The 21204-nt window shown below is 60.2% G+C and carries 23 protein-coding genes; 10 read left to right on the top strand and 13 right to left on the bottom strand.

Annotated elements, in window-relative coordinates:
* Positions 1 to 63: 63 nt before the first annotated feature.
* The 4 genes from AADA15_RS00670 to ccmE all read left to right on the top strand — a co-directional run bounded on the left by AADA15_RS00670 (position 64) and on the right by ccmE (position 3404).
* Positions 64 to 942, top strand: a complete 879-nt coding sequence (locus AADA15_RS00670; protein ID WP_341639618.1) for a lysophospholipid acyltransferase family protein — start codon at positions 64 to 66, stop codon at positions 940 to 942.
* 36 nt (positions 943 to 978) lie between these two features.
* On the top strand, positions 979 to 1788 hold the full coding sequence (murI, locus tag AADA15_RS00665; protein WP_341639617.1) for a glutamate racemase: 810 nt from the start codon (positions 979 to 981) through the stop codon (positions 1786 to 1788).
* Positions 1789 to 1896: 108 nt separating this feature from the next.
* Positions 1897 to 2925 carry an N-acetyl-gamma-glutamyl-phosphate reductase gene (gene argC / locus AADA15_RS00660; protein ID WP_341639616.1) on the top strand — a complete coding sequence of 343 codons (1029 nt, stop codon included), beginning with the start codon at positions 1897 to 1899 and terminating at the stop codon, positions 2923 to 2925.
* A 35-nt stretch (positions 2926 to 2960) separates the two neighbouring features.
* On the top strand, positions 2961 to 3404 hold the full coding sequence (gene ccmE, locus AADA15_RS00655) for a cytochrome c maturation protein CcmE (RefSeq protein ID WP_341639615.1): 444 nt from the start codon (positions 2961 to 2963) through the stop codon (positions 3402 to 3404).
* An 86-nt stretch (positions 3405 to 3490) separates the two neighbouring features.
* On the opposite strand, the gene speE is transcribed toward ccmE, so the two are convergent.
* From speE to AADA15_RS00640, 3 genes are all read right to left on the bottom strand, one after another.
* Positions 3491 to 4342, bottom strand: coding sequence for a polyamine aminopropyltransferase (gene speE, locus AADA15_RS00650; RefSeq protein ID WP_341639614.1), 852 nt, complete (start codon positions 4340 to 4342; stop codon positions 3491 to 3493).
* Positions 4339 to 4845 (bottom strand): adenosylmethionine decarboxylase, encoded by a 507-nt coding sequence (gene speD, locus AADA15_RS00645; protein ID WP_341639613.1) that lies wholly within the window; start codon positions 4843 to 4845, stop codon positions 4339 to 4341. Before speD ends, speE begins: the two co-directional genes overlap by 4 nt.
* A gap of 211 nt (positions 4846 to 5056) precedes the next feature.
* Positions 5057 to 5290, bottom strand: a complete 234-nt coding sequence (locus AADA15_RS00640) for a DUF1127 domain-containing protein (protein ID WP_341639612.1) — start codon at positions 5288 to 5290, stop codon at positions 5057 to 5059.
* Positions 5291 to 5384: 94 nt separating this feature from the next.
* On the opposite strand from AADA15_RS00640, the gene AADA15_RS00635 reads away from it, so the two are divergent.
* The 3 genes from AADA15_RS00635 to rpsI all read left to right on the top strand — a co-directional run bounded on the left by AADA15_RS00635 (position 5385) and on the right by rpsI (position 7899).
* Positions 5385 to 6788 carry an aminotransferase-like domain-containing protein gene (locus AADA15_RS00635; RefSeq protein ID WP_341639611.1) on the top strand — a complete coding sequence of 468 codons (1404 nt, stop codon included), beginning with the start codon at positions 5385 to 5387 and terminating at the stop codon, positions 6786 to 6788.
* Between the two features lie 161 nt (positions 6789 to 6949).
* Entirely contained in the window at positions 6950 to 7408 is a 459-nt protein-coding gene (gene rplM / locus AADA15_RS00630; RefSeq protein ID WP_341639610.1) for a 50S ribosomal protein L13, read from the top strand.
* Positions 7409 to 7413: 5 nt separating this feature from the next.
* Positions 7414 to 7899, top strand: a complete 486-nt coding sequence (gene rpsI, locus AADA15_RS00625) for a 30S ribosomal protein S9 (protein WP_341639609.1) — start codon at positions 7414 to 7416, stop codon at positions 7897 to 7899.
* 86 nt (positions 7900 to 7985) lie between these two features.
* Here the strand turns inward: rpsI and AADA15_RS00620 are convergent, their stop codons facing one another.
* From AADA15_RS00620 to guaA, 8 genes are all read right to left on the bottom strand, one after another.
* Positions 7986 to 8603: a TetR/AcrR family transcriptional regulator gene (locus AADA15_RS00620; protein ID WP_341639608.1), complete on the bottom strand. Its 618-nt coding sequence runs from the start codon at positions 8601 to 8603 to the stop codon at positions 7986 to 7988.
* Positions 8596 to 9465 (bottom strand): polyphosphate kinase 2, encoded by an 870-nt coding sequence (ppk2, locus tag AADA15_RS00615; protein ID WP_341639607.1) that lies wholly within the window; start codon positions 9463 to 9465, stop codon positions 8596 to 8598. The genes AADA15_RS00620 and ppk2 overlap by 8 nt, the downstream gene beginning before the upstream one ends.
* 62 nt (positions 9466 to 9527) lie before the next feature.
* Complete coding sequence (locus AADA15_RS00610) at positions 9528 to 10439, bottom strand: alpha/beta fold hydrolase (protein ID WP_341639606.1); 912 nt, start codon at positions 10437 to 10439, stop codon at positions 9528 to 9530.
* Positions 10440 to 10482: 43 nt separating this feature from the next.
* Positions 10483 to 11400 (bottom strand): homoserine O-acetyltransferase MetA, encoded by a 918-nt coding sequence (gene metA, locus AADA15_RS00605; RefSeq protein WP_341639605.1) that lies wholly within the window; start codon positions 11398 to 11400, stop codon positions 10483 to 10485.
* 51 nt (positions 11401 to 11451) lie between these two features.
* On the bottom strand, positions 11452 to 12315 hold the full coding sequence (locus AADA15_RS00600; protein WP_341639604.1) for an ATPase: 864 nt from the start codon (positions 12313 to 12315) through the stop codon (positions 11452 to 11454).
* 59 nt (positions 12316 to 12374) lie between these two features.
* Positions 12375 to 13289, bottom strand: a complete 915-nt coding sequence (locus AADA15_RS00595) for a DMT family transporter (RefSeq protein WP_341639603.1) — start codon at positions 13287 to 13289, stop codon at positions 12375 to 12377.
* Positions 13290 to 13339: 50 nt separating this feature from the next.
* A complete protein-coding gene (locus tag AADA15_RS00590; protein ID WP_341639602.1) occupies positions 13340 to 14236 on the bottom strand; it encodes a DMT family transporter in 897 nt (298 codons plus the stop codon).
* Between the two features lie 172 nt (positions 14237 to 14408).
* Entirely contained in the window at positions 14409 to 15977 is a 1569-nt protein-coding gene (gene guaA, locus AADA15_RS00585) for a glutamine-hydrolyzing GMP synthase (RefSeq protein WP_341639601.1), read from the bottom strand.
* A 285-nt stretch (positions 15978 to 16262) separates the two neighbouring features.
* On the opposite strand from guaA, the gene AADA15_RS00580 reads away from it, so the two are divergent.
* Positions 16263 to 17807, top strand: coding sequence for a trimethylamine methyltransferase family protein (locus tag AADA15_RS00580; RefSeq protein WP_341639600.1), 1545 nt, complete (start codon positions 16263 to 16265; stop codon positions 17805 to 17807).
* 80 nt (positions 17808 to 17887) lie between these two features.
* On the opposite strand, the gene AADA15_RS00575 is transcribed toward AADA15_RS00580, so the two are convergent.
* Positions 17888 to 18178 carry a DUF6477 family protein gene (locus AADA15_RS00575; protein ID WP_341639599.1) on the bottom strand — a complete coding sequence of 97 codons (291 nt, stop codon included), beginning with the start codon at positions 18176 to 18178 and terminating at the stop codon, positions 17888 to 17890.
* 240 nt (positions 18179 to 18418) lie between these two features.
* Between AADA15_RS00575 and AADA15_RS00570 the strand changes: the two genes are divergently transcribed.
* A complete protein-coding gene (locus tag AADA15_RS00570) occupies positions 18419 to 19471 on the top strand; it encodes a DUF6456 domain-containing protein (RefSeq protein ID WP_341639598.1) in 1053 nt (350 codons plus the stop codon).
* Positions 19472 to 19546: 75 nt separating this feature from the next.
* Complete coding sequence (locus AADA15_RS00565) at positions 19547 to 20494, top strand: hydrogen peroxide-inducible genes activator (protein ID WP_341639597.1); 948 nt, start codon at positions 19547 to 19549, stop codon at positions 20492 to 20494.
* A gap of 55 nt (positions 20495 to 20549) precedes the next feature.
* On the opposite strand, the gene AADA15_RS00560 is transcribed toward AADA15_RS00565, so the two are convergent.
* Positions 20550 to 21098, bottom strand: coding sequence for a peroxiredoxin (locus tag AADA15_RS00560; protein WP_341639596.1), 549 nt, complete (start codon positions 21096 to 21098; stop codon positions 20550 to 20552).
* Positions 21099 to 21204: the final 106 nt, after the last annotated feature.

Raw genomic sequence — 21204 nt, 5'->3', positions numbered from 1 at the left:
GGTCAGCTATTCAGTTTTCCCTGACCCGGCGAGGTCAGCAAGGCCGCCAAGAGAGTTCCGTTGATGCAAAGCTCACGCCAGATCGCCCGTGACATCTCATACGCGCATTCGGCCCGGACCCGATCCGGGCGGATGGTGATCCGCCTGATGGAAAACACCACCGGACGGCTGGGACTCATTCGCCGTGCGCGGGGCTATGAGCTGGAGGTCGCCAATGGGCGCAGCTTCTGGAGTGTGATCGCCGAGCGCTATGGGCTGTCGCTTGACGTGGTGGGCGGAGCTTTGGGCAATATCCCCCGCGACAAACCCATGGTGCTGATTGCCAATCACCCCTATGGCATTCTCGATGGGCTGATGATGGGGCATATCCTGGCCGAAACCCGGGGCGACTTTCGCATTCTGGCGCATCAGGTCTTTGGCAAGGCTGAGGAGCTGAATCATGTGATTCTGCCCATCGACTTTGCCGAAACGCAGGCGGCGCTGCGCACCAACCTTGAAACCCGAAAAGAGGCGCTGTCGTATCTGGGGCAGGGCGGCGCCATCGGGATCTTTCCGGGGGGTACGGTTTCAACCGCGGCCACGCCCTTTGCGCAGCCCATGGACCCTGGCTGGCGCAGCTTCACCGCGCGCATGATCGCGAAATCCGACGCAGTGGTGGTGCCGGTCTATTTCGATGGACACACCTCGCGTCTGTTTCAGATCGCCAGCCACCTGCATGCCACCCTGCGCATGGGGCTGTTGATCAAGGAATTTCACAGGCGCGTCGATACCCCGGTGCGTATGGTGATCGGCGAACCCATCGGCCGCGACAAACTTGACCCACTGGCCACAAATGCCAAAGCAATGATGGATTTCCTGCGCAAAGCGACTTATGAGCTATCCCCGACTCCCGTGGATCCGGCCCTGCGCGGCTATGAGTTTGAAGAAAAACACCGCGCCTGACCCGGCTCCACCTCACCTTTGTCGCGAAAGTGGAACATGGCGGTAGGTATTTTCGATTCTGGTCTGGGTGGTCTCACGGTTCTGAATGCCGTGCACAAGCGCCTGCCGGATGTAGAGCTGATCTATTACGGCGACAATGCCCACGCGCCCTATGGGGTGCGCGATGCCGAGGACGTCTACCATCTGACCAAGGCCGCCGTTGAAAACATGTGGGACAAGGGCTGCGATCTGGTGATCCTGGCCTGCAACACGGCCTCGGCCGCAGCATTGCGCCGCCTGCAGGAGGGCGGACTGCCAGCTGGCAAACGGGTTCTGGGCGTCTTCGTGCCGCTGATCGAAGCGCTGACGGAACGGCAGTGGGGCGACAACTCACCGCCGCGTGAGGTGGCCGTCAAGCATGTCGCGCTGTTCGCGACCCCTGCAACCGTATCGAGCCGGGCCTTCCAGCGCGAGCTGGCCTTTCGCGCCATTGGTGTCGACGTGGAGGCGCAGGCCTGCGGAGGTGTCGTGGACGCCATCGAAGAGGGCGACATGATCCTGGCCGAAGCGCTGGTGCGCAGTCACGTGGATGCCCTGAAGCGCAAGATGCCCCATCCCGAGGCGGCAATTCTGGGCTGTACCCACTACCCCTTGATGGAAAAGACCTTTCAGGAGGCGCTTGGCGCGGATGTGAAGGTCTTTAGCCAGGGGGATCTGGTGGCCGACAGTCTGGCGGACTATCTGGAACGGCACCCGGATATGTATGGTTCGGGCAAGGCGGGCTTTTACACCACCGGTGATCCGGCGCGCGTCAGCGCCCGCGCGACGCAGTTCTTGCGACGACAAATCACCTTTGAAGCGGCCTGATGCCCGGCGAATGTTCGCCCCATGCATCTGCGCTCAGTGACTTTTCCCTATCCTTGCCGCGCTTTGCTGCGGTAAACATCATTCAAAATTCAGGACATGAGGTCTGACATGACCCACAAAGTGGCTATCCTTGGCGCCAGCGGTTACACTGGCGCGGAACTGGTGAGGCTGATTGCCCAGCATCCCAACATCGAAATCGCGGCGCTGGCGGCAGACCGCAAGGCGGGCATGACAATGGCCGAGGTCTTCCCGCATCTGCGCCATATGGATCTGCCGGTGCTGTGCAAGATCGATGAGATCGACTTTTCTTCTATCGATCTGTGTTTCTGCGCCCTGCCGCACAAGACCAGCCAAGAGGTCATCGCAACCCTGCCGGGCGATCTGAAGATCGTCGATCTTTCGGCAGACTTCCGGCTGCGGGATCCGGCGGACTATGAAAAATGGTACGGCAACCCCCATGCTGCGATCAAACAGCAGGAAGAGGCCGTATACGGCCTGACCGAATTCTACCGGGATGAAATCCGCACGGCGCGGCTGGTGGCTGGCACGGGCTGCAATGCGGCCACCGGGCAGTTCGCGCTGAGGCCGCTGATTGCGGGCGGTCTGATCGATCTTGATGATATTATTCTCGATCTGAAATGCGCGGTTTCCGGGGCTGGGCGCTCACTCAAGGAAAACCTCCTGCATGCAGAGTTGAGCGAGGGGTACAATGCTTATGCCATTGGCGGCACACACAGGCATCTGGGCGAGTTCGATCAGGAGTTCTCCAGACTTGCAGGCCGTCCCGTCAGGGTGCAGTTCACCCCGCACTTGATACCGGCAAACAGGGGCATCCTTGCGACCGTCTATGTCAAGGGCGACGCGCAGGCGATCCATGCGGCCTTTGTCGCAGCCTACAAGGATGAGCCCTTCATCGAGGTTCTGCCCTTTGGCACTGCGCCCAGCACCCATGACGTGCGTGGCTCCAACTTCTGCCATATCGGTGTGACGGCAGACCGCATCGAAGGCCGGGCCATCGTCATCGCCGCGCTGGATAACCTGACAAAAGGTAGCAGCGGTCAGGCCTTGCAGAATGCCAACCTGATGTTAGGTGAAGAGGAAACGGCGGGCCTGATGATGGCGCCGCTGTTCCCCTAATCGAGACGCCCACATCCGGGCAGGGAGGTAGCACCGTGAAAAACCTCAAGAAACAGCGCCGTATCCAGGTGATCGCGCTGGCGACCGTGGCCTTGATCGTTTCCACGGGCCTGATTGGTTATGCGATGCGCGATGGCATCAACTATTTCCGCTCACCGAGCCAGGTGATGGCCGAGCCCCCAACCCAGGATGAGGTGTTCCGTATTGGCGGTCTTGTCGAAGAAGGCAGCATCGTGCGCGGACAGGGTGAAAGCATCCGCTTTGCAGTGACCGATGGCGGCGCGACCGTGCCGGTGGTTTATACCGGGGTTCTGCCCGATCTGTTCTCTGAAAATCAGGGCATGGTCGGGACGGGGCGGTACGTGAACGGCGTGTTTGAAGCCTCTGAAATTCTGGCCAAACACGATGAGACCTATATGCCCAAAGAGGTCGTGGACGCGCTGAAAGAGCAGGGCGTCTATCAGGAACCCGAAGCGTGATTGCCAGGGTTGGCGAAAGAGGGTGCTGAAAGAATTGCGGGGGCCGATGGCCCCCGTTTTCGTTTCTGGACTTTTCTACCTGGCCCTTAGGGGAAGAGCTTTTTCACATAGCCCGGCAGGGCAAATGCGGCCTTGTGGACCTCGGGCGTATAGTAGTCCGTCTCGATCCCGGCGGCGGCAAAGCGTTTTTCCAGATCGGACAGCGAGACGTTGCGCGCCGCCTTGGAATGGCTGCCCCAGCCAAAGGCCATCGGTCCGCCCGCATAGGTGGGAATGGTCGCAAGATAGCAGCTGTGATCGGCAAAGAGCGCCTTGAACGCGCGCATGGTTCCGGTCAGTTCGTCCCCTTGCATGAAGGGCACGCCGTTCTGGGTGACGATGATCCCATCATCGGTCAGGGCGCGGGCGGCATGACCGTAGAAGGTGTTGGTAAACAGCACTTCGCCCGGACCGATCGGATCGGTGGAATCGACGATGATCACGTCGAATTTCTGGTCCGTCTCACGCATGAAGGCGGCGCCATCATTGATCACCAGATCGAGGCGCGGATCGTCAAAGGCCCCCTGGCTGAGCATCGGAAGGTATTCCTTGGAGAAATCCACGACGCCGCCGTCGATTTCCACCATGGTCACATGTTCGACCGAGGCGTGCCGCAGCGCTTCGCGCGCCATGCCGCCGTCACCGCCGCCGATGATCAGCACGCGTTTTGCAGCCCCATGCGCCAGGATCGGCACATGGGTCATCATCTCGTGGTAGATGAAGTTGTCGCCTTCCGTGGTCTGCACCACGTCATCCAGCGTGAGGATCCGGCCAAAGGTGCCGTTCTGAAACACTTTCAGGCGCTGATGCTCGGTGTTGCTGTCATATAGCATCTCGTCCACGCGCAGAGACTGGGCGTAGTGGTCGTGCAGGCGTTCGGTGATCCAGGTCTCGCTCATGCCGCGACCTCCTTGGCGATGAGCTCCTCCCCGCGCAGCAGTTCGCGGACCTCAACGTGATCGGTCGCAAAGGCTTCTTTCAGAACACCGACCGCCAGCCAGGGCTGCGCATCGCCGCACATGAAGACGTCAAACGCACCGTAGCCGATTTCGGGCCAAGTATGGACCGAGATGTGGCTCTCGGCCAGAACGGCAACGCCGGACACGCCCTGAGGCGAGAATTTGTGCGTGTGGATGTGCAGCAGCGTGGCGCCACAGACCTCGACGCACTTGCGGAACGCGTTCTGGATGCGTGTCTCGCAATCCAGGCCCGTGCCCTTCATCACTTCGATGATCAGGTGGGTTCCGGCAAACACTTTTCCATCACGGCGGATGAAATGGTCTTCGCGGTCGCTGTCCACAACGGTTTCAAGCATCGCGGTGGTTACACCGCGGGCGGTATCTTCCTCATGGGCGCCTGTCTCCAGACCGATCCCCAGTTGGAAGAGGTTGGCGTCTTTCATGACACTCCCCTTCGTTCCAGTAGATGACAATCCAGACGGTCCTTAGCGCCCCCCCGGATAAGGGTCCGGGGTTGGGATCGGTACCGAAAGTGAGGCGCATCTAGGCGCCATGGAGGATTCGATCAAGGGTTAATTTTGCTCAAACGGCTTTGGAGCACAAAAAAGGCCGGGGAACTGGCCCCGGCCGTCAGGTGGTTCCGTGCCCCGGGGATCAGGGGCGCCAGAACGGAAGAGTGGCTTCATAATGGGCTTCGGCGCGCGAAATCCCGATGTCCTGGAGTTGCGCATCGCTCAGGTGGCGGAGCTGTTTTCGGCTGCGGTGACGCAGGGACCACTTGGTGACCAGAACAGCAACCTGTACCGCAATCTGTGCCAGCAGCGGCAGGGCCGGCTGGGTGTTCAGAAAAGAAACGTTCGGATAGGCGGAGGGTGTAGGCTGTGTCATGGTCTGTGTCCTTTATTGTATTGATACAATCCTGCATTGTTGCTATGGGTGTTTGATACAAAAGTCCGACTCAGCTGTCCAAGGAAGCATTGTAATGGGTACAATTTGGGCGCCATCCCTTGGCGACAAGCCGGGTCCGAAGTATCAGCGGGTGGCCGATACAATCCGCGCGGCGGTTGAAAATGAGACTCTGCGTATTGGTACAAAGCTGCCCCCGGTGCGGGAACTGGCCTATCAGCTTGGCATTACGCCGGGGACGGTCGCCCGGGCCTATTCGGTTCTGACGGATGAGGGGCTGTTGCAGGCCGAGGTCGGGCGGGGCACCTTTGTCGCCGAGCGGCAGACCAAGGTCCTGGATGATGTCTGGTCCCGCGAATTGCACCTGCAGGAGCTGCGTGACCCGGATCATGTCAGCCTGTTCAGCCCGCGTCTTGCGGATGTGGGGCAAGTGGCTGCCATCCGTGAAGCCTTGAAGAAGGTCGCCGCGGCTGATCCCTTCATGTTCCTGAACTATCCCACCCGCGACGCCTATCGTCCGGTTCGCGAAGCGGTCGTAGAGTGGCTGTCCGATCAGCCGCTCGGACCGCTGGATCAAAACCAGGTGGTTCTGACGCACGGGGGCCAGAATGGAATCCTGACGGTGATGCAGGCCGTTCTGAAAGAGGCCCAGCCGACGCTTCTGGTCGAGGATCTTTCCTATGCGGGGTTTCGGCGGGCGGCAGAACTGCTGAGGGCCAAAGTTGTGGGCGTCGGTATGGACGAACACGGGATAAGGCCCGATGCGCTTGAGCTGGCGATCCGCAAGACCGGGGCGACCGTGCTGTGCACAAGCCCTGAGGTGCATAATCCGACGGGGCTTTTCACCCCGCTGGAGCGGCGCAAGGAGATTCTGAAGGTGGCCCGGCGCCATGACGTGCAGATCATCGAGGACGACTGCTATCGAATGGGCGAAGCGCGCGCTCCCAGCTATCGCGCCCTTGCCCCCGGCATCACCTGGCATGTGTGCTCGATCTCCAAGATCCTGACGCCGGCCTTGCGGGTTGGCTTTGCCCTTGCGCCAAAAGGTCACGAGCAGGATCTGCGCCGCGCAGCGGAGTACAGCTTTTTCGGTCTTGCGCAGCCACTGGCCGAGTTGACCCGTGTCCTGCTGTCCGATCCGCGCAGCAAGGCCCTCGCCAAGGAGGTGCGTAAAGAGATGGCGAAATACGTGCGCGTTGCGGTCAATGCGCTGGGTGCGTTTGAACTCACCTGGAATGATGAGGTGCCTTTTCTGTGGCTGAGGCTGCCATCGGGCTGGCGCTCCGCAGCCTTTACCCGCGCTGCCGAGGGCCAGGGAGTGCAGATCCGTTCTGCTGATGAATTCGCCCTGCGCGATGGACGCGCGCCCAACGCGGTGCGCATCACCATCAACGGTCAGGTGTCTTTGGCCAAATTCGAGGATGCCATGCTGCGTCTGCGGGCCCTTTTGGACAATCCGCCCGAGCAAATCAGTGTTTAGCGTGGGGTATTCTAATACCTAATTTTTAAGTCATTGAATGCGAAGGGTAAATTATTGTTTTGATGTGTTGACGCGCCACTTTCTTCACCGTAAACCCCGTCCATCGAATTCAGGTGCCGGGGTTCTCCGTGCGCCTTCACGACAAACAGGATAGACCTGCCATGAAAACCTTCTCTGCTACACCGGCAGATATCGACAAGAAGTGGATCCTGATCGACGCCGAGGGCGTTGTTCTGGGCCGTCTTGCCTCGATCGTTGCCATGCGCCTGCGTGGCAAGCACAAAGCCTCGTTCACGCCCAACATGGACATGGGCGACAACGTCATCATCATCAACGCCGACAAGGTGCAGATGACCGGCAAGAAGCGCGAAGAGCACTTCTACTGGCACACGGGCCATCCGGGCGGCATCAAGTCCCGCACCAAGCAGCAGATCCTGGAAGGCGCGCACCCCGAGCGTGTTGTTTACCAGGCCGTCAAGCGCATGCTGCCGGGCAACCGCCTGTCGCGCAAGCAGATGACCAACCTGCGTATCTATGCCGGTGCCGCGCACCCGCATGAGGCCCAGGCCCCCGAGGTTCTGGATGTCAAATCCATGAACAAGAAAAACACGCGGAGCTGAGACCGATGGCTGATCAGATCAACACTCTCGAAGAGCTGGGCGCCGTTGCAGGCGTGGAAGCTGTCGCTGAAGAAACCATTTCCCGTGAGCCCGTCCGTGACGAGCTGGGACGTTCCTACGCCACCGGCAAGCGGAAAGATGCGGTTGCCCGTGTCTGGATCAAGCCGGGCTCCGGCAAGGTCTCCGTGAACGGCAAGGAAATGAAGGCGTATTTTGCCCGTCCCGTGCTGCAGATGATCCTGCGCCAGCCGTTCACCGTGGCCGGTGTGGAAGACCAGTTCGACGTCGTCGCAACCGTCAAGGGCGGCGGTCTGTCCGGTCAGGCCGGTGCGGTCAAGCACGGCATCTCCAAGGCGCTGCAGCTTTATGATCCGTCGCTGCGCGGCGCACTGAAAGCAGCAGGCTTCCTGACCCGCGACAGCCGTGTCGTTGAACGTAAGAAGTTCGGCCGCCGCAAGGCCCGCCGCTCGTTCCAGTTCTCCAAGCGTTAATCGCCTGGGTTCACAGATGGAAAAGGCCGCAGAGAAATCTGCGGCCTTTTTTTGTTGTCGGAGGCAGTTCCTGTGATGCTGCGGCCTTATCGATCGGGATCGATAAGGCCCAGGCCGCGCAGGTAGATCATGATCCCGCTCTCCAACAGGTCATCCGGTGAAAACGGAGAGGCCGCACCCGGTGCATTGCGGGCGTAGAGCTCAACGACACCATGGCTCAGCGCCATGATATGGGCCGAGAACATGGAGGCGGGCGGACGCTTGTCTGCCGGGATGTGCTGGCTGAGATCTGATGCGGCTTGTTCCAGAATGCGGCGGGCGCGGGCAGCCGCATCTGCAAGCTCGGGTGTGCGATTGACCGAGATGCCGCTTTCGAACATGGCGATGTAATGGCCCGGATGCTTGCGTGCGAAGGCCAGATAGGCCCGGCCTGTGGCCTCAAAGGCTGCCAGGGCCGACGGCTGGTATTTGTCATAGGCGTGCTGCATCAGGTCGGCGAACATCACGAAACCCTGTTTCGCTGCCTCTGCAATGAGATCCTCGCGCCCTTCAAAGTGGCGGTAAACAGCGGCCGGCGTGACGCCCGCCTGCTTTGCCGCTTCGGACAGGGTGAATCCCGTGGGGCCCTTGGCCTCGATCAGGCCCAGGGCGGCCTCAACCAGAGCCTGCCGCAGGTTGCCATGATGATAGCCGCGTTTACGCATGCCAGATCTCAGGCCCGCCGCAAATCATCTCATCGGTATTGCCGATGGCGACCGCGTTCTTGTTGTCGTAATCGATCCTGTGAAGAACCGATCGGATCGCTTCGAGGCGGCCGCGACGTTTGTCATCCGACCGGACGATCGTCCAGGGCGCAATCGCAGTGTGGCTTCGGGTCAACGTCTCACCGATGGCCTTTGTGTATGGCGCCCAGCGCGCCAGGCCTTTGACGTCGATGTCGCTTAACTTCCAGTGCTTTAGGGGGTCGTTTTCACGTGCCAGGAAGCGTCGCAGCTGCTCGGCGCGGCCGACGTTCAGCCAGAGTTTGAACAGGTGGATCCCGTCTTCGACAAGGGCCTCCTCAAAGCTCGTGACCTGATGGAAAAACCGTTCGCGTTGTTCAGGGGTACAGAAGCCGAAGACATGTTCGACCACGCCGCGATTGTACCAGCTGCGATCGAAGAAGGTGATTTCGCCACCCGAAGGCAGATGATCGATGTAGCGCTGGAAATACCACTGGCTTTGTTCGGCTTCGCTGGGTTTCGAAAGTGCAACAACCCGCGCGCCGCGCGGATTAAGGTTCTCGCGGAACCTCTTGATTGTTCCGCCCTTACCAGCCGCATCGCGGCCCTCAAAGACAATGCAGATGCGGGCGCCGGTGGATTTCACCCAGGACTGCAGTTTCACAAGTTCGATCTGCAGGGCCGCCATTTCGGCATTATAGAGCTTTCCCTTCATCCGCTGTTCGTGCGGATAACTCGGGTCCAGTATGTCATCCTTGTCCGCAGACTGGATTGCGCTGCGAACAGCATCCGGCGCTTCTGTCTCAAAATAGCGGCTGATGGCGCCGTCAAATGGCAGAGTCATGGGGAAAGCCTTTCTGTCATCTGTTCTATATAGGGGATCGGACCGGGCAATGTGAGCCCGATTTACAGCAATCCTGCCCGCAGGGCAGCGCGGTCGACGGCATCGACCACCTCGGGCGTCGAGACATGGTGGGGCATATGGCCGATTCCGGGGAGGACGGTCAGATTTGCCGCTGGCAGGTCCTCAGCCAGCCTTCTGGCGTGAATCTGCAAGCCGACCGTAGTGTCGGCATCACCATGGACCAGCTCGGCGGGGGCGGTGATGCGGTCATAGTGCGGGGATAGCTTTTTTATGTCTTCGAACAGCGCTGCCCGCTGGCGGGCATTGGCCCGCAGGGTGCCACTTCGGAGGGTCAAACCGATGCCAAGGTGTTCTGCATAGCCTTGCGGAACCTCTTGCGGAGCAAAAACGTCCGTCAAAGCGCGTCGCACCGTCTGGTCGGGAACAAAGGCAGTGATCAGGGGGATCAACAGATGCTGCCCGGCGCGGGTCGAAGTCACTCGGTAAAACAGGTCCAATGACCCATCCCAGGGGTGTGAGACACCCGAGACCGACACCAAGGCCGACAGGCCGTCCGGGCGATGCAGTGCCCAAGCCAGCGCCACAGCTCCGCCATAGCTTTGACCCAGCACGATTGGGCGTTCAAACCGCATCGTTCTTGCAGCCTCAGACAGAACGGTGGCCTGTTCTTCAAGGGTGGCAGGCTGTGCTCCGAGCGGGTCGGAATAGCCAAGACCCGGCCGATCCAGCATCAGCACCCGGTAACGGGGCGCTAGGGCGGGTGCGAGGCGAAAGCTCATGTCGCGGGTGCTGCCGTTGGAGCCATGGATCAGGACCACCTCCGGCGCGCTGCCTGCGGGCTGGCCGATTTCGACCGCGTGAATCCGGGTGCCGCCGACATCGATAAACTGTCCCCGGGGCGGATGCGTGGTGCGGGCGCGGCTTTGGCGGCGACGGTTTTGAAGGGCCGTCACGCCGATCCCCGCACCAAGAGCTGCGACAAGGGAAATCAAGGATTTATTGCCCGATGTTGTTCAGATCAAAGGGCGTGCTCTGGTAGATTTGATTGATCCAGTTGCCATACAACAGATGCGCATGGCTGCGCCAACGGTTCTGTGGCGGGCAGCTTGGATCGTCCCCCGGGTAATAATTGATCGGCACATTGATCTCGGTGCCATTGGCCACGTCGCGGTCATACTCCTGCTTGAGCGTGTCACTGTCGTACTCGAAGTGATTGAAGATATAGAGGGCACGATGGCCCGGATCCTCGACCAGGCAGGGGCCGACTTCATCACTTCCCAACAGGGTGGTCAGTTCCGGGTGGCTGTCGATCTCATCCTGCTTCATTTCCGTCCACCGCGAGACCGGGATCACGCAGTCATCGGAAAAGCCGCGCAGGTAAGGTGAGGCGGGCACAAGGCTCTGGTGCCGGAAACAGCCAAAGGCCTTGTGATCCAACATGTGCTTTTTCACGCCGTGGAAGTAATTGATCATGGCCATGCCGCCCCAGCAGACGCCAAATGTGGAATGCACATTGGTCTGCGTCCAGTCAAAGACCTCGCACAGCTCATCCCAATAGGTGACATCGGTGAAGTCCAGGTGTTCGATCGGGGCTCCGGTGATGATCAGCCCGTCGAACCGCTCTTCCTTCATCTCCTGAAAGGGGCGATAGAACTCTGCCATATGCTCGGCGGCGGTGTTCTTGGTCTGATGCTCGGTCATGCGGATAAGCGACAGCTCGATCTGCAGCGGGGTGGCCCCGATAAGACGCGCGAACTGGTTTTCGGTCTGGATCTTCTTGGGCATCAGATTGAGCAGACCGATGCGCAAGGGGCGGATGTCCTGACGCGCCGCCTGATCCGGCGACATGACCATCACGCCTTCGTTCGTCAGAACGTCATAGGCGGGCAGGTCAGAAGGGATCTTGATAGGCATGTCAGGTCCTGAAGGTTGGTGTGGAGGGTTGGAGGGCCAGAAATAGGGCGCTTAGGCTGCCGTCTCAAGGGTGCTTGCGATCAAGTCCATGAAACCGGCCTCATCGCGCACCGCACTGATCTGATCGGCAGTGACAGTGATGCCCCAGTTGCGCGCCATCGCTTCATAGCGGGGCTGGCGATGGGCAAGGGCCTGTGCATAGGTCCATCGGATAAAGGCATCTGGGTCGACATCCGCCTCTGATATCCTGTTTTTGCTAAGATAGTCTTCCCAGACGCGGGTCAGGAACTCTGCCTGATAGGACATGGGTTTGGGGGCGCGGTCAAAGCGGCGGATCAGCTCTTCGGTATGCGCGTCATCGCCCTTGATCCAGATCATCAGCGCATTTTTTGACAGTTCAGACAGGACCGGATCATTGGGGTCTTCCGGATCGACCCATTCGCAGATCGACCCGCCGGTGTCGCAGATGAAATGCGGATAGTCATAGAGCCGCCCGGCGCGGTCGATGAAATACTCGGTGTCGAGCAGCGCATGGATTTCTGCCATGCGAAACTGTTCCTGCCGACGACGGTATTCGTCCATTGGCAGGCCACCTTTTGCAGTATCGCCGGGCTTGCCCAGATAAGAGGAGACGGGCGTCAGGTTGTCGAAGGTGATGTTGGAGCCGATGTAGATCGAGTCCGACAACAGCAGATCGCGCAGAAAGGGTACTTTCATCGCCTCGGCCTTTGCATTGTCGGCGATGTATTCGCCCATGTAGCGGGTGCCGATGCGGTAATCGATCGAGTAGTGGAACCAGTCTCCGGCGCCGCGCAGGATATTGCTGACATAGGTCTTGCCCAGGCCAGACATGCCAAAAAAGAGGACACGTTTGTGGGCAGCATCGCGCCAGTCCTGTGCGGAAGAATAGAGCATGTGTGTTCCAGATCGGTTTTGAGGTCTTCGCGCCTTGCTAGCCAGTGTCGGAGGCGGGGTCAATTGCGCCGCGGGGGCAGCGGCCATCTGAACCAGCCGTTCAGGATCAGCAGGCCCAGCCCGAGAAGGCCAAATCCGGCAAAGGCCTGAGGCTGCAGAGCCTCATCCAGAACGAGCGCCCCGAGGACAATTGCGACTGGCGGGATGATCAGCGTCACCAGCATGAGGTTGCCGCTGCCCACCATGCCAAGGATCCGGTAGTACAAAAGGTAGGCCCCGGCGGTTGCAAAGACAGCGTAGTAAAAAATGGCGGCCCAGGTTGTCGGCGCAAGGTTCCAGCTTGGCTTGCCGTCGATCAAGATGGCAAAAGGCGCCAGGCACAGGGCCGAAGCCGTGAGCATTCCGGCAGCCGCCACCTGCGGGGCAAGAGCGGACAAAAACCGGCGCGCCCATACGGCGGCCAGCGCATAGGAGAAGGTGCCGGCAAGAACCGCGAGCTGCGCGCCGCTTCGTAGGTCCAAACTTGCAAAGCTATCGAGGCCGATTGCGGTGGAAACGCCCAGAAAGCCAAAGCATACGCCAATACAGCGCCGGAGAGTCAGCCTCTCGTCGGCAAAGGCAATCGAGGCGACGAGGACCCCAAAAACCGCGGTTGTGGCATTCAGGATCGAGGTCAGACCGGTTTCGATATGAAGCTGCCCCCAGGCCATCAGGCTGAAGGGCAGAAGATTGTTCAACAGACCCATGACCAGGAAGCTGCCCCAAATCCCGGGGGCGCGGGGCACCGGAAGGCGCAAGACCAGGACTGCCCCCCACAGAACCAAAGCGCCCCACCCGCAGCGGTGCAGGACCGAGGTGAGCACCGGAACCTCGGTAAGCGCCACATGGATGGACAGGAATGATCCGCCCCAGAGCGTGCCCAGGACGAGAAGCTCAAGCAGAGCACGAGTGGAGAGTGATTTTTGCTGTGTCATGCCGCCACCATGACCCCTGACCGGGTCCAAAACGACCCGGTTCCTGCGGCTTATTGGATATGCGGCTTTCGCGCACGCAGTTTCCCGGATGCGTCCAGAATATTGATGTAGTTGGCGGCAAAAATCACAATGGCGCCGACGATGGTCCAGATCACCACTTCTTCGCCGTAGATCAGCATGCCACCAATGGCGATGACCGGCAAACGGGTGAAATCGATGGGCATTACCACTGTGGCCGGGGCCAGGGACAATGCCGTCGTCAGGCAAAAATGCGCGGCCAGGCCGGCAAGACCGATCAGGACCAGCCAGGGCAGGGTTTTCAGGTCCGGGATTGCAATGTCTCCATCCCAGCCGGACATCACCAGTCCAAAGACGAGCTGCATGGTGGTGAGCCAGAACAGGATCGACGTGATGTCTTCGTGGCGGGTCAGTCTCTTGGTGAAGATCGCCGTCAGCGCAAAGAAGATCGCACAGGCCGCTGCGGTCAGGATTCCGGGGCTGATCGTTTCGGGGGACGGGCGTGCGACAATCAGAATGCCTATGAAGCCAAGCACAGCCGCCCCCGCCCGCAGTCGCGTCATACGTTCCCCCAGCATCAGGGGAGACAGAATGATCACCCATATGGGGGAGGTGAACTCAAGCGCGAAGACCTGCGCAAGGGGAATAGCCGTGACAGCAAAAAACCACAGGTTCTGCCCGGTGAAATGCGCCAGGTTGCGAACCGCGTGCAGCCCAAGCCGATCCCGGCGCACCAGATGCCATTTACGGAACACGGTCAGGGCCGCGACGACGACAATGACCCCGACAAGGCTTCGGTAGGTCATGATTTCAAATGTATCGAGCGTAAGACCGGCTTCTCGGCCGGCGATGGCCATGGAGGAGAAGGATACGATCGCACCGGTCATCCAAAGCGCAGCTTTTGCGATTTCAGCCGGTTGCTTGTCCATGGTGCCTCACTCCCCGTGATTGGGCTGCAGAAGGGGGGAAATCGCGCCAAAGGTCAAGACTGAAGCCGCTGAATAAAGGGCAGATGATGCCCGTCTCGTTGAGAGATATCGCGGACCAACAGGAAAGAGGACCAGTGCTTTGCAAAAAGCACTGGTCCAAAACCGTTTCAGATCATTCCCACTCGATCGTGCCCGGGGGTTTTGAGGTGATGTCATAGGTGCAGCGGTTGATGCCCTTGACCTCATTGATGATCCGGGTGGCTGTCTCGCCCAGGAATTCGTGGCTGAACGGATAGTAATCCGCTGTCATGCCATCGACCGAGGTAACCGCCCGCAGGGCGCAGGCGTAATCATAGGTGCGTCCATCGCCCATGACGCCCACGGTGCGCACCGGCAGGATGGCCACGAAGGCCTGCCAGATCTCGTCATAAAGACCGTGCTTGCGGATCTGATCGATGTAGATCGCATCGGCTTCGCGCAGGATCTCCAGCTTTTCGCGGGTGATTTCGCCCGGACAGCGGATGGCAAGACCCGGCCCCGGGAAGGGGTGGCGGCCGATGAAGCTTTCGGGCAGGCCCAGTTCACGGCCCAGCGCGCGCACCTCGTCCTTGAACAACTCGCGCAGGGGTTCGACCAGCTTCAGGCCCATCTTTTCAGGCAGGCCGCCCACATTGTGGTGGGATTTGATCGTCACCGACGGACCACCGGAGAAGGAGACGCTTTCGATCACATCCGGGTAGAGGGTGCCTTGGGCAAGGAACTCGGCGCCCTCGATCGTGTCGGCGTGCTTCTGGAACACGTCAATGAACAGCTTGCCAATGATCTTGCGCTTGGTCTCGGGGTCGGATTGACCGTCGAGTTCGCCCAGGAACAACTCCTGTTCGTCCGCATGGATCAGGCGCATGTTGTAATGGTCGCGGAACATGGTGACGACCTCTTCGGCCTCACCTTTGCGCAACAGGCCATGGTCGACGAAAACGCAGGTCAGCTGGTCGCCTATGGCTTCGTGGATCAGCACGGCAGCAACCGAGCTGTCAACGCCGCCCGACAGACCGCAGATCACCTGCTTGTCGCCGACCTGCTGACGGATCGCTTCGATGGCCTGCTCGCGGTAGGCGCCCATGGTCCAGTCGCCGGTGAACCCTGCCAGTTTCACAAAGTTCTCATAGAGCTTTGCGCCATTGGGGGTGTGATGCACCTCGGGGTGAAACTGAACCGCATAGAAATTGCGGTTCACATCGGCGGTGATGGCAAAAGGCGCATTGGGGGAGGTACCGTAAACCTCGAACCCCGGAGCGATCTCGCTCACGTGGTCGCCGTGCGACATCCAGACCTGTTCGCGGTCGCTGTCGTCCTGAAACCAGCCCTTGAGCAGCGGCAGGGATTTCACGGTCGGCGTCACATAGGCGCGACCGAATTCCGCGGTGCCATGTCCGGTCTGCACCTTGCCGCCCAGCTGGTGCATCATCACCTGCTGGCCGTAGCAGATGCCGAGGATCGGCACACCGTAGTCAAAGATCTCTTGCGGCGCGCGGGGAGAACCCTCGCGTGTCACACTGTCAGGACCACCGGAGAAGATCACGGCCTTGGGCGCCATCTCGCGCACAAAGTCCATTGTGACATTCTGATAGGGGTGGATTTCGCAATAGACGTTCAGCTCGCGCAGGCGGCGCGCAATCAGCTGCGTGACCTGGCTGCCAAAGTCGATGATCAGGAGGCGTTCGTGGGATGTCTGGCTCATGTCTGGCTCATAGGGCGTGACAGGCCTGCTTGCAAGGGGGCAGATCGCGCGACGGGAGTAGCTGCGCCAAAGCCGGCAATGGGATTCGATGCCTGTTGCGGCCTGAACGCTTGGCAGCGCGACTGGACGTTGCGGGCGTAAGTCTTGCGGGAGTCTGGGCAGGAGACTTGGCTGTTTTGATGGTTTCATGTCGGTTTTCAACCGGATTGGCCGTTATCCTTCTGCGCCGGGCGCGGGCAACGGGGTAGAACCTGCCCAACGACATGCCTTTGATGAGGATAAGCAATGGCTGAAGCAGCACCGCGTCGGCGCAGCCGCGGGGGTGGGGGCGCCGCCCGCCGCGCCGAACGTTCGAGCATTCGAATCGAGACCGCAAAATACATCGAGCGGAACATTCCCAACTTCGAGGTCCTGAGCCAGGAAGCCATCGAGATCATCGAGGCCAACGCCGACACGATCCTCGAAGAGGTCGGCGTGAATTTCGTGGACAATCCGGCAGCCTTGCAGCGCTGGCGCGATGCCGGTGCGGATGTGCAGGGCGAACGGGTCCGCATTCCGCGCGGCCTGGCGCGCAAACTGTGCCAAACAGCGCCGTCCAGCTTTACCCAGCACGCCCGCAACCCGGAGAAAAGCGTCGAGATCGGCGGTCGCAACCTGGTGCTGGCGCCGGTCTATGGCCCGCCCTTCGTACGTGATGCCAAGGGGGGGCGCCGCTATGCCACGCTCGAGGATTTCCAGAAATTCGTGAAGCTGGCCTATATGTCCAAGTGGCTGCACCATTCCGGCGGCACGGTCTGCGAGCCGACGGATGTCCCGGTGAACAAACGCCACCTCGATATGTTGCTGGCGCATATGACGCTGAGCGACAAGCCGTTCATGGGGTCGGTCACCGAGCCGAGCCGCGCCCAAGACTCCGTTGACATGTGCGGGGTGCTGTTCGGCAAGGAGTTCGTTCAGGACAACACTGTGATGACCTCGCTCATCAACATCAACTCTCCGATGACATTCGACGATGTGATGATGGGCGCGCTTGAGGTCTATGCCAAGAACAACCAGGCCTGCATCATCTCTCCCTTCATCGTGGGCGGGGCGATGGCACCGGTTTCGGTCGCGGGCACGCTCACGCAGGTTCTGGCAGAAGTCCTGGCCGGGGTGGCCTACAGCCAGCTGGTTCGTCCCGGTGCGCCGGTTATCTTCGGGGCGTTTGTCTCTTCGATCGACATGAACTCGGGCGCGCCCACCTTCGGCACGCCCGAAGCGTCGCTGGTGACCTATGGCGCGGGGCAGCTTGCCCGGCGGATGGGGCTGCCGTTCCGCTCGGCCGGCTCGTTCTGCGGCTCGAAACTGCCCGATGCGCAGGCCGCATATGAAACCGCAAACAGCCTGAACATGGGCCTGATGTCCGGCGTCAACTTCATGCTCCATGCCTGTGGGTGGCTTGAGGGCGGGCTGGTTGCCGATTTCGAGAAATTCGTCATGGATGCGGACCAGCTTGGCGCACTTCACGGGCTGGCAAAGGGAGTTGGCGTCAGCGAGGAAGACCAGGCCATGGGCGCGATCCGCGAGGTCGGCCCCGGCGGGCATTACCTTGGCTGCGCCCATACGCAGGCCAATTTCAAGACCGCCTTCTGGAAATCCGATCTGCTCGACTACAAACCGTTCGAGACCTGGGAAGAAGAGGGCGCGCGGGATACCTATGCGCTTGCTTCGGCCCGCGTGGATCATCTGCTGGCGACCTATCAGCCGCCTGCACTGGATCCGGCCGTCAAAGAGGCCCTCGAAGCCTTCGTACTGGAAAGAAAGGCCGTAATGCCGGACTCCTTCCTGTAACGTCGGGTCGCTGGCACTGGCAAGACAACAATTCCTCTTGGGGCGGTGGCGTTCGGGCTGCCGCCCTTTTCTTTGCGCGATCAGCCGGCTTTGCTGAGGCGCAAGAGATTGGCCTCTCCCATGAGGGCAATCAATACATCGATATGACGTGCCATGGTGTATCCCGCATCGCCGGACAGGCGGCGCGCATTCAGCACGAATTCAATGTCCAGAAGCTTCAGGATGGCCGCCGACGGTTTCGGCAAGGTGCCGTATCCCAAAAGACGATGAAGCGTCTTGTCCCGGATGTAGGTGGCGGCGCCAATTCGCGCGGCGCGCACCAGCAAACGGGGGCGGTGGAGCGAAGACAGGCGGCTTAGGGCATCTTGCATCGAAAGATCCTTTCCTGAACGACAACGAGCGTTGTCATAACACAACCAAAGCGGGTGTTGCGGGCTCGACACTTTCGGCGAACGGTCTATTGCCTGTTGATTGAGACAAATTTGGCAACAATGATGGGGAGTCGCGAAGTTTTGTTCAAAAACAGGTGGGTAGGCCACGACGTGCCTGTGGAGAACCAAGGGGGCGGATGGTGGAGTATTTGCCTCTGTGACGATTGGGGATCTTTTAAGATGTGTACACTGACTGTCTCGAAGCTGCCGGATTGGGTTCCCGAAGATGCCTTGCGTTATCTGGAACACACCGAGACCGGGCAATCCATCCGCAAACTTGCACGGCGTGCAGGATGCCATCCCTCAACCGTTCTGCGTCAGGTGCGCAGGATCGAGAACCAGCGCGAAGACCCGTTGATTGACGGCATGCTGACAGAACTGGCCCGCTGGCATGTTAGGCAGGCGGGTGCGGCTGGTCCCACCAATTACCAGGCCAATGCGCTGGAGGAGCGATCGGCAGAGGTATTGACCCGCTTGTCGCAGCCCGGTGCGGTTCTTGCCGTCGCCGATGGAATGGAAAATGCCGTCGTTGTACGGCAGGGCGATACGGCAGAGGTCAAATTTCCCGTTCACCGGGGGCTTGCCGGTGCCATGGCCTTGCTCGGGTGGATTTCCTGCACGCGAGCGGGACGGCTGAGCCGCTACCAGATCACGCAGAATGGGCGCAATGCACTGACACGCATCGTGGCCGAACGGGAAAACAGGGCGCGGAGCCGGGTCGAATGCAACCTGTCTCCAGGCATGGCCACGCCGAATGGCAAACAACAGCCCCGTCCGCGAAGGTCGCGGTACGGGGCGGGCGAGACCCCTTTGGACATGCTGGCGCGCCTGTTCGACAAGAATGGCGAACCGTTTCTGCCTGCAGATCTGGTTCAGGCCGGCAAACGCCTGCGGGAAGACTTTGAGGTTGCCCAGGTTGGGCAGCATCTGTCGCAAGAGGCAAGTCATTTTGACAGCCTTACCTGCGGTACAAGCCGAACAGTAAAACTGTCCAGCCCCTGCGCCCGAGACGCGGAACGCCGCGCGAAACAGGCGTTGTCGGCACTTGGGGCAGGGCTCAGCGATATTGCCCTGCGCTGTTGCTGCTATCTTGAAGGTCTTGAAACGGCGGAGCGGCAATTGGGCTGGTCTGCGCGTTCGGGGAAGATCGTGCTGCGGATTGCCCTGCAACAGCTCAAGTCACACTACGACGCAATCGATGGCACAGAAACCGGCGAACGAAAAATCGGGTGAACCGGAAGGAGCGGCGCCATTTGCCAGCCCATAATCAAGGCTTGCGGTGATGGTGAAACTGAATAATTTGAAGTTATGAACTTCACATTGCGTCAACTCACCTATTTCCGGGCTTTGTGCGACCAGCGGAACTTTGGCCGGGCTGCCGAGCTTTGCCATGTGTCTCAGCCAGCGCTTTCTGTGCAAATCCAGTCCCTGGAAGAAGCGATGGGCGGGTTGCTGGTGGAGCGCCGGGCGCGGGACGTTGTGTTGACGCCGTTGGGCCGTCAGGTTCTGCAGCAAGCCGAGGCGGTGCTGACCGCGGCCGAACAATTGGGGCGCATGGCGCGCGAGCAAACCAATGGTCAGCGCAGCCTGGCGCTTGGGGTTATCCCGACGCTCGCGCCTTATCTGCTTCCGGGGGTCCTGGCTCGGTTGCGCGCGACCGATCTTCAGTTGTCGATTCAGGTCCGTGAGGCGACCACGGAACGTGTTCTTGCCGCGCTGCGAACCGGAGATCTGGATGCTGCGATCCTGGCCTTGCCGACCGGCGGGCATGGGCTGGTGGAGGTGGAACTGTTTCAGGATCGTTTCCTGCTTGCCGGTTCGGCCAAACGGCTGGCCCAGATCAATGCAGAAGGGACCGAGATCCGCCCGCAGGATCTGCACTCGGAACAATTGATGCTTTTGGAGGACGGTCACTGCCTGACGGATCAGGCGCTGGAAATCTGCGGCATGCAGCGCAACGCGCCCGAGATCAACATGGGGGCCGGCTCCCTTGCCACCCTGTCTCGGCTGGTGGCCGCCGGGTTCGGATTGACCCTGATGCCGGAACTGGCCATGCGTGCCGAATGTGCTGCTGCCGACGGGCTGTGCGTTCAGCGGTTTCCTTCGCCCGAACCCTATCGGCGGATCGGCCTGGTGCGGCGTGATACAACCGAGGCAACGGACTGGTTTGAGCAACTGCTGGAGGTCGTCGGCGCGGTCGGCCTGCAAATCGTTACCGAGAGCAGAGCAGCACCTGCGGTGGATGCCGGTACCTAGAACGGCTCAGCAGGCGCCTGTCTGATGCCCGCTGAGCCAACACTCCTGCCTGCTATCAGGCAGCCACTTCGGACTTCGCAGTCTTCAGGTAGGACAGCACGGTGTCCGGCGAGGACACGCCATAGGGGTCTTCGGGGTGATTGTCGGACAGGCCCGGCTCTTCGAACCACGCTTCAATCACGCCATCATTCACAACGGCCGCATAGCGCCAGCTACGTGCGCCAAAACCGAGGTTATCCTTGGCGACCAGCATACCCATCTTGCGGGTGAATTCGCCGGACCCATCGGGGATGACCTGAACGTTTTCAATCTTTTGCGCCTCGGCCCATTTGTTCATCACAAAACTGTCATTGACCGACATGCAGTAGATGGCATCGATGCCCTCGGCCTGAAAATCCGCAAAACCATTTTCGAACCCGGGCAGCTGGTAGGTCGAGCAGGTCGGGGTAAAGGCGCCGGGCAAGGAGAACAGGACGACCCGCTTTCCGGCAAAGTAGTCGGCTGTGGTCTTGTCTTCCCAGCGAAACGGGTTCGGACCTTCGATCGAATCGTCACGCACGCGGGTGTGGTAGGTTACTTCGGGCAGTTTGACGCCGGCTTTCATGACAGTCTCCATCGACAAGTTGGTTTTGTGCGCTGACCTATTAAACGAACGCAAAAGGTGCAATGGGAAATGCTGCGGGTGCGAATGGGCCTGCGGCACTGCAGAA

The sequence above is a fragment of the Phycobacter sedimenti genome (assembly GCF_038148855.1).
In the GTDB taxonomy this organism is placed as follows: Bacteria; Pseudomonadota; Alphaproteobacteria; order Rhodobacterales; family Rhodobacteraceae; genus Phycobacter; species Phycobacter sedimenti.
Note: the sequence above shows the minus strand (reverse complement) of the source record. Positions and strands in the feature narration are given on the sequence as shown.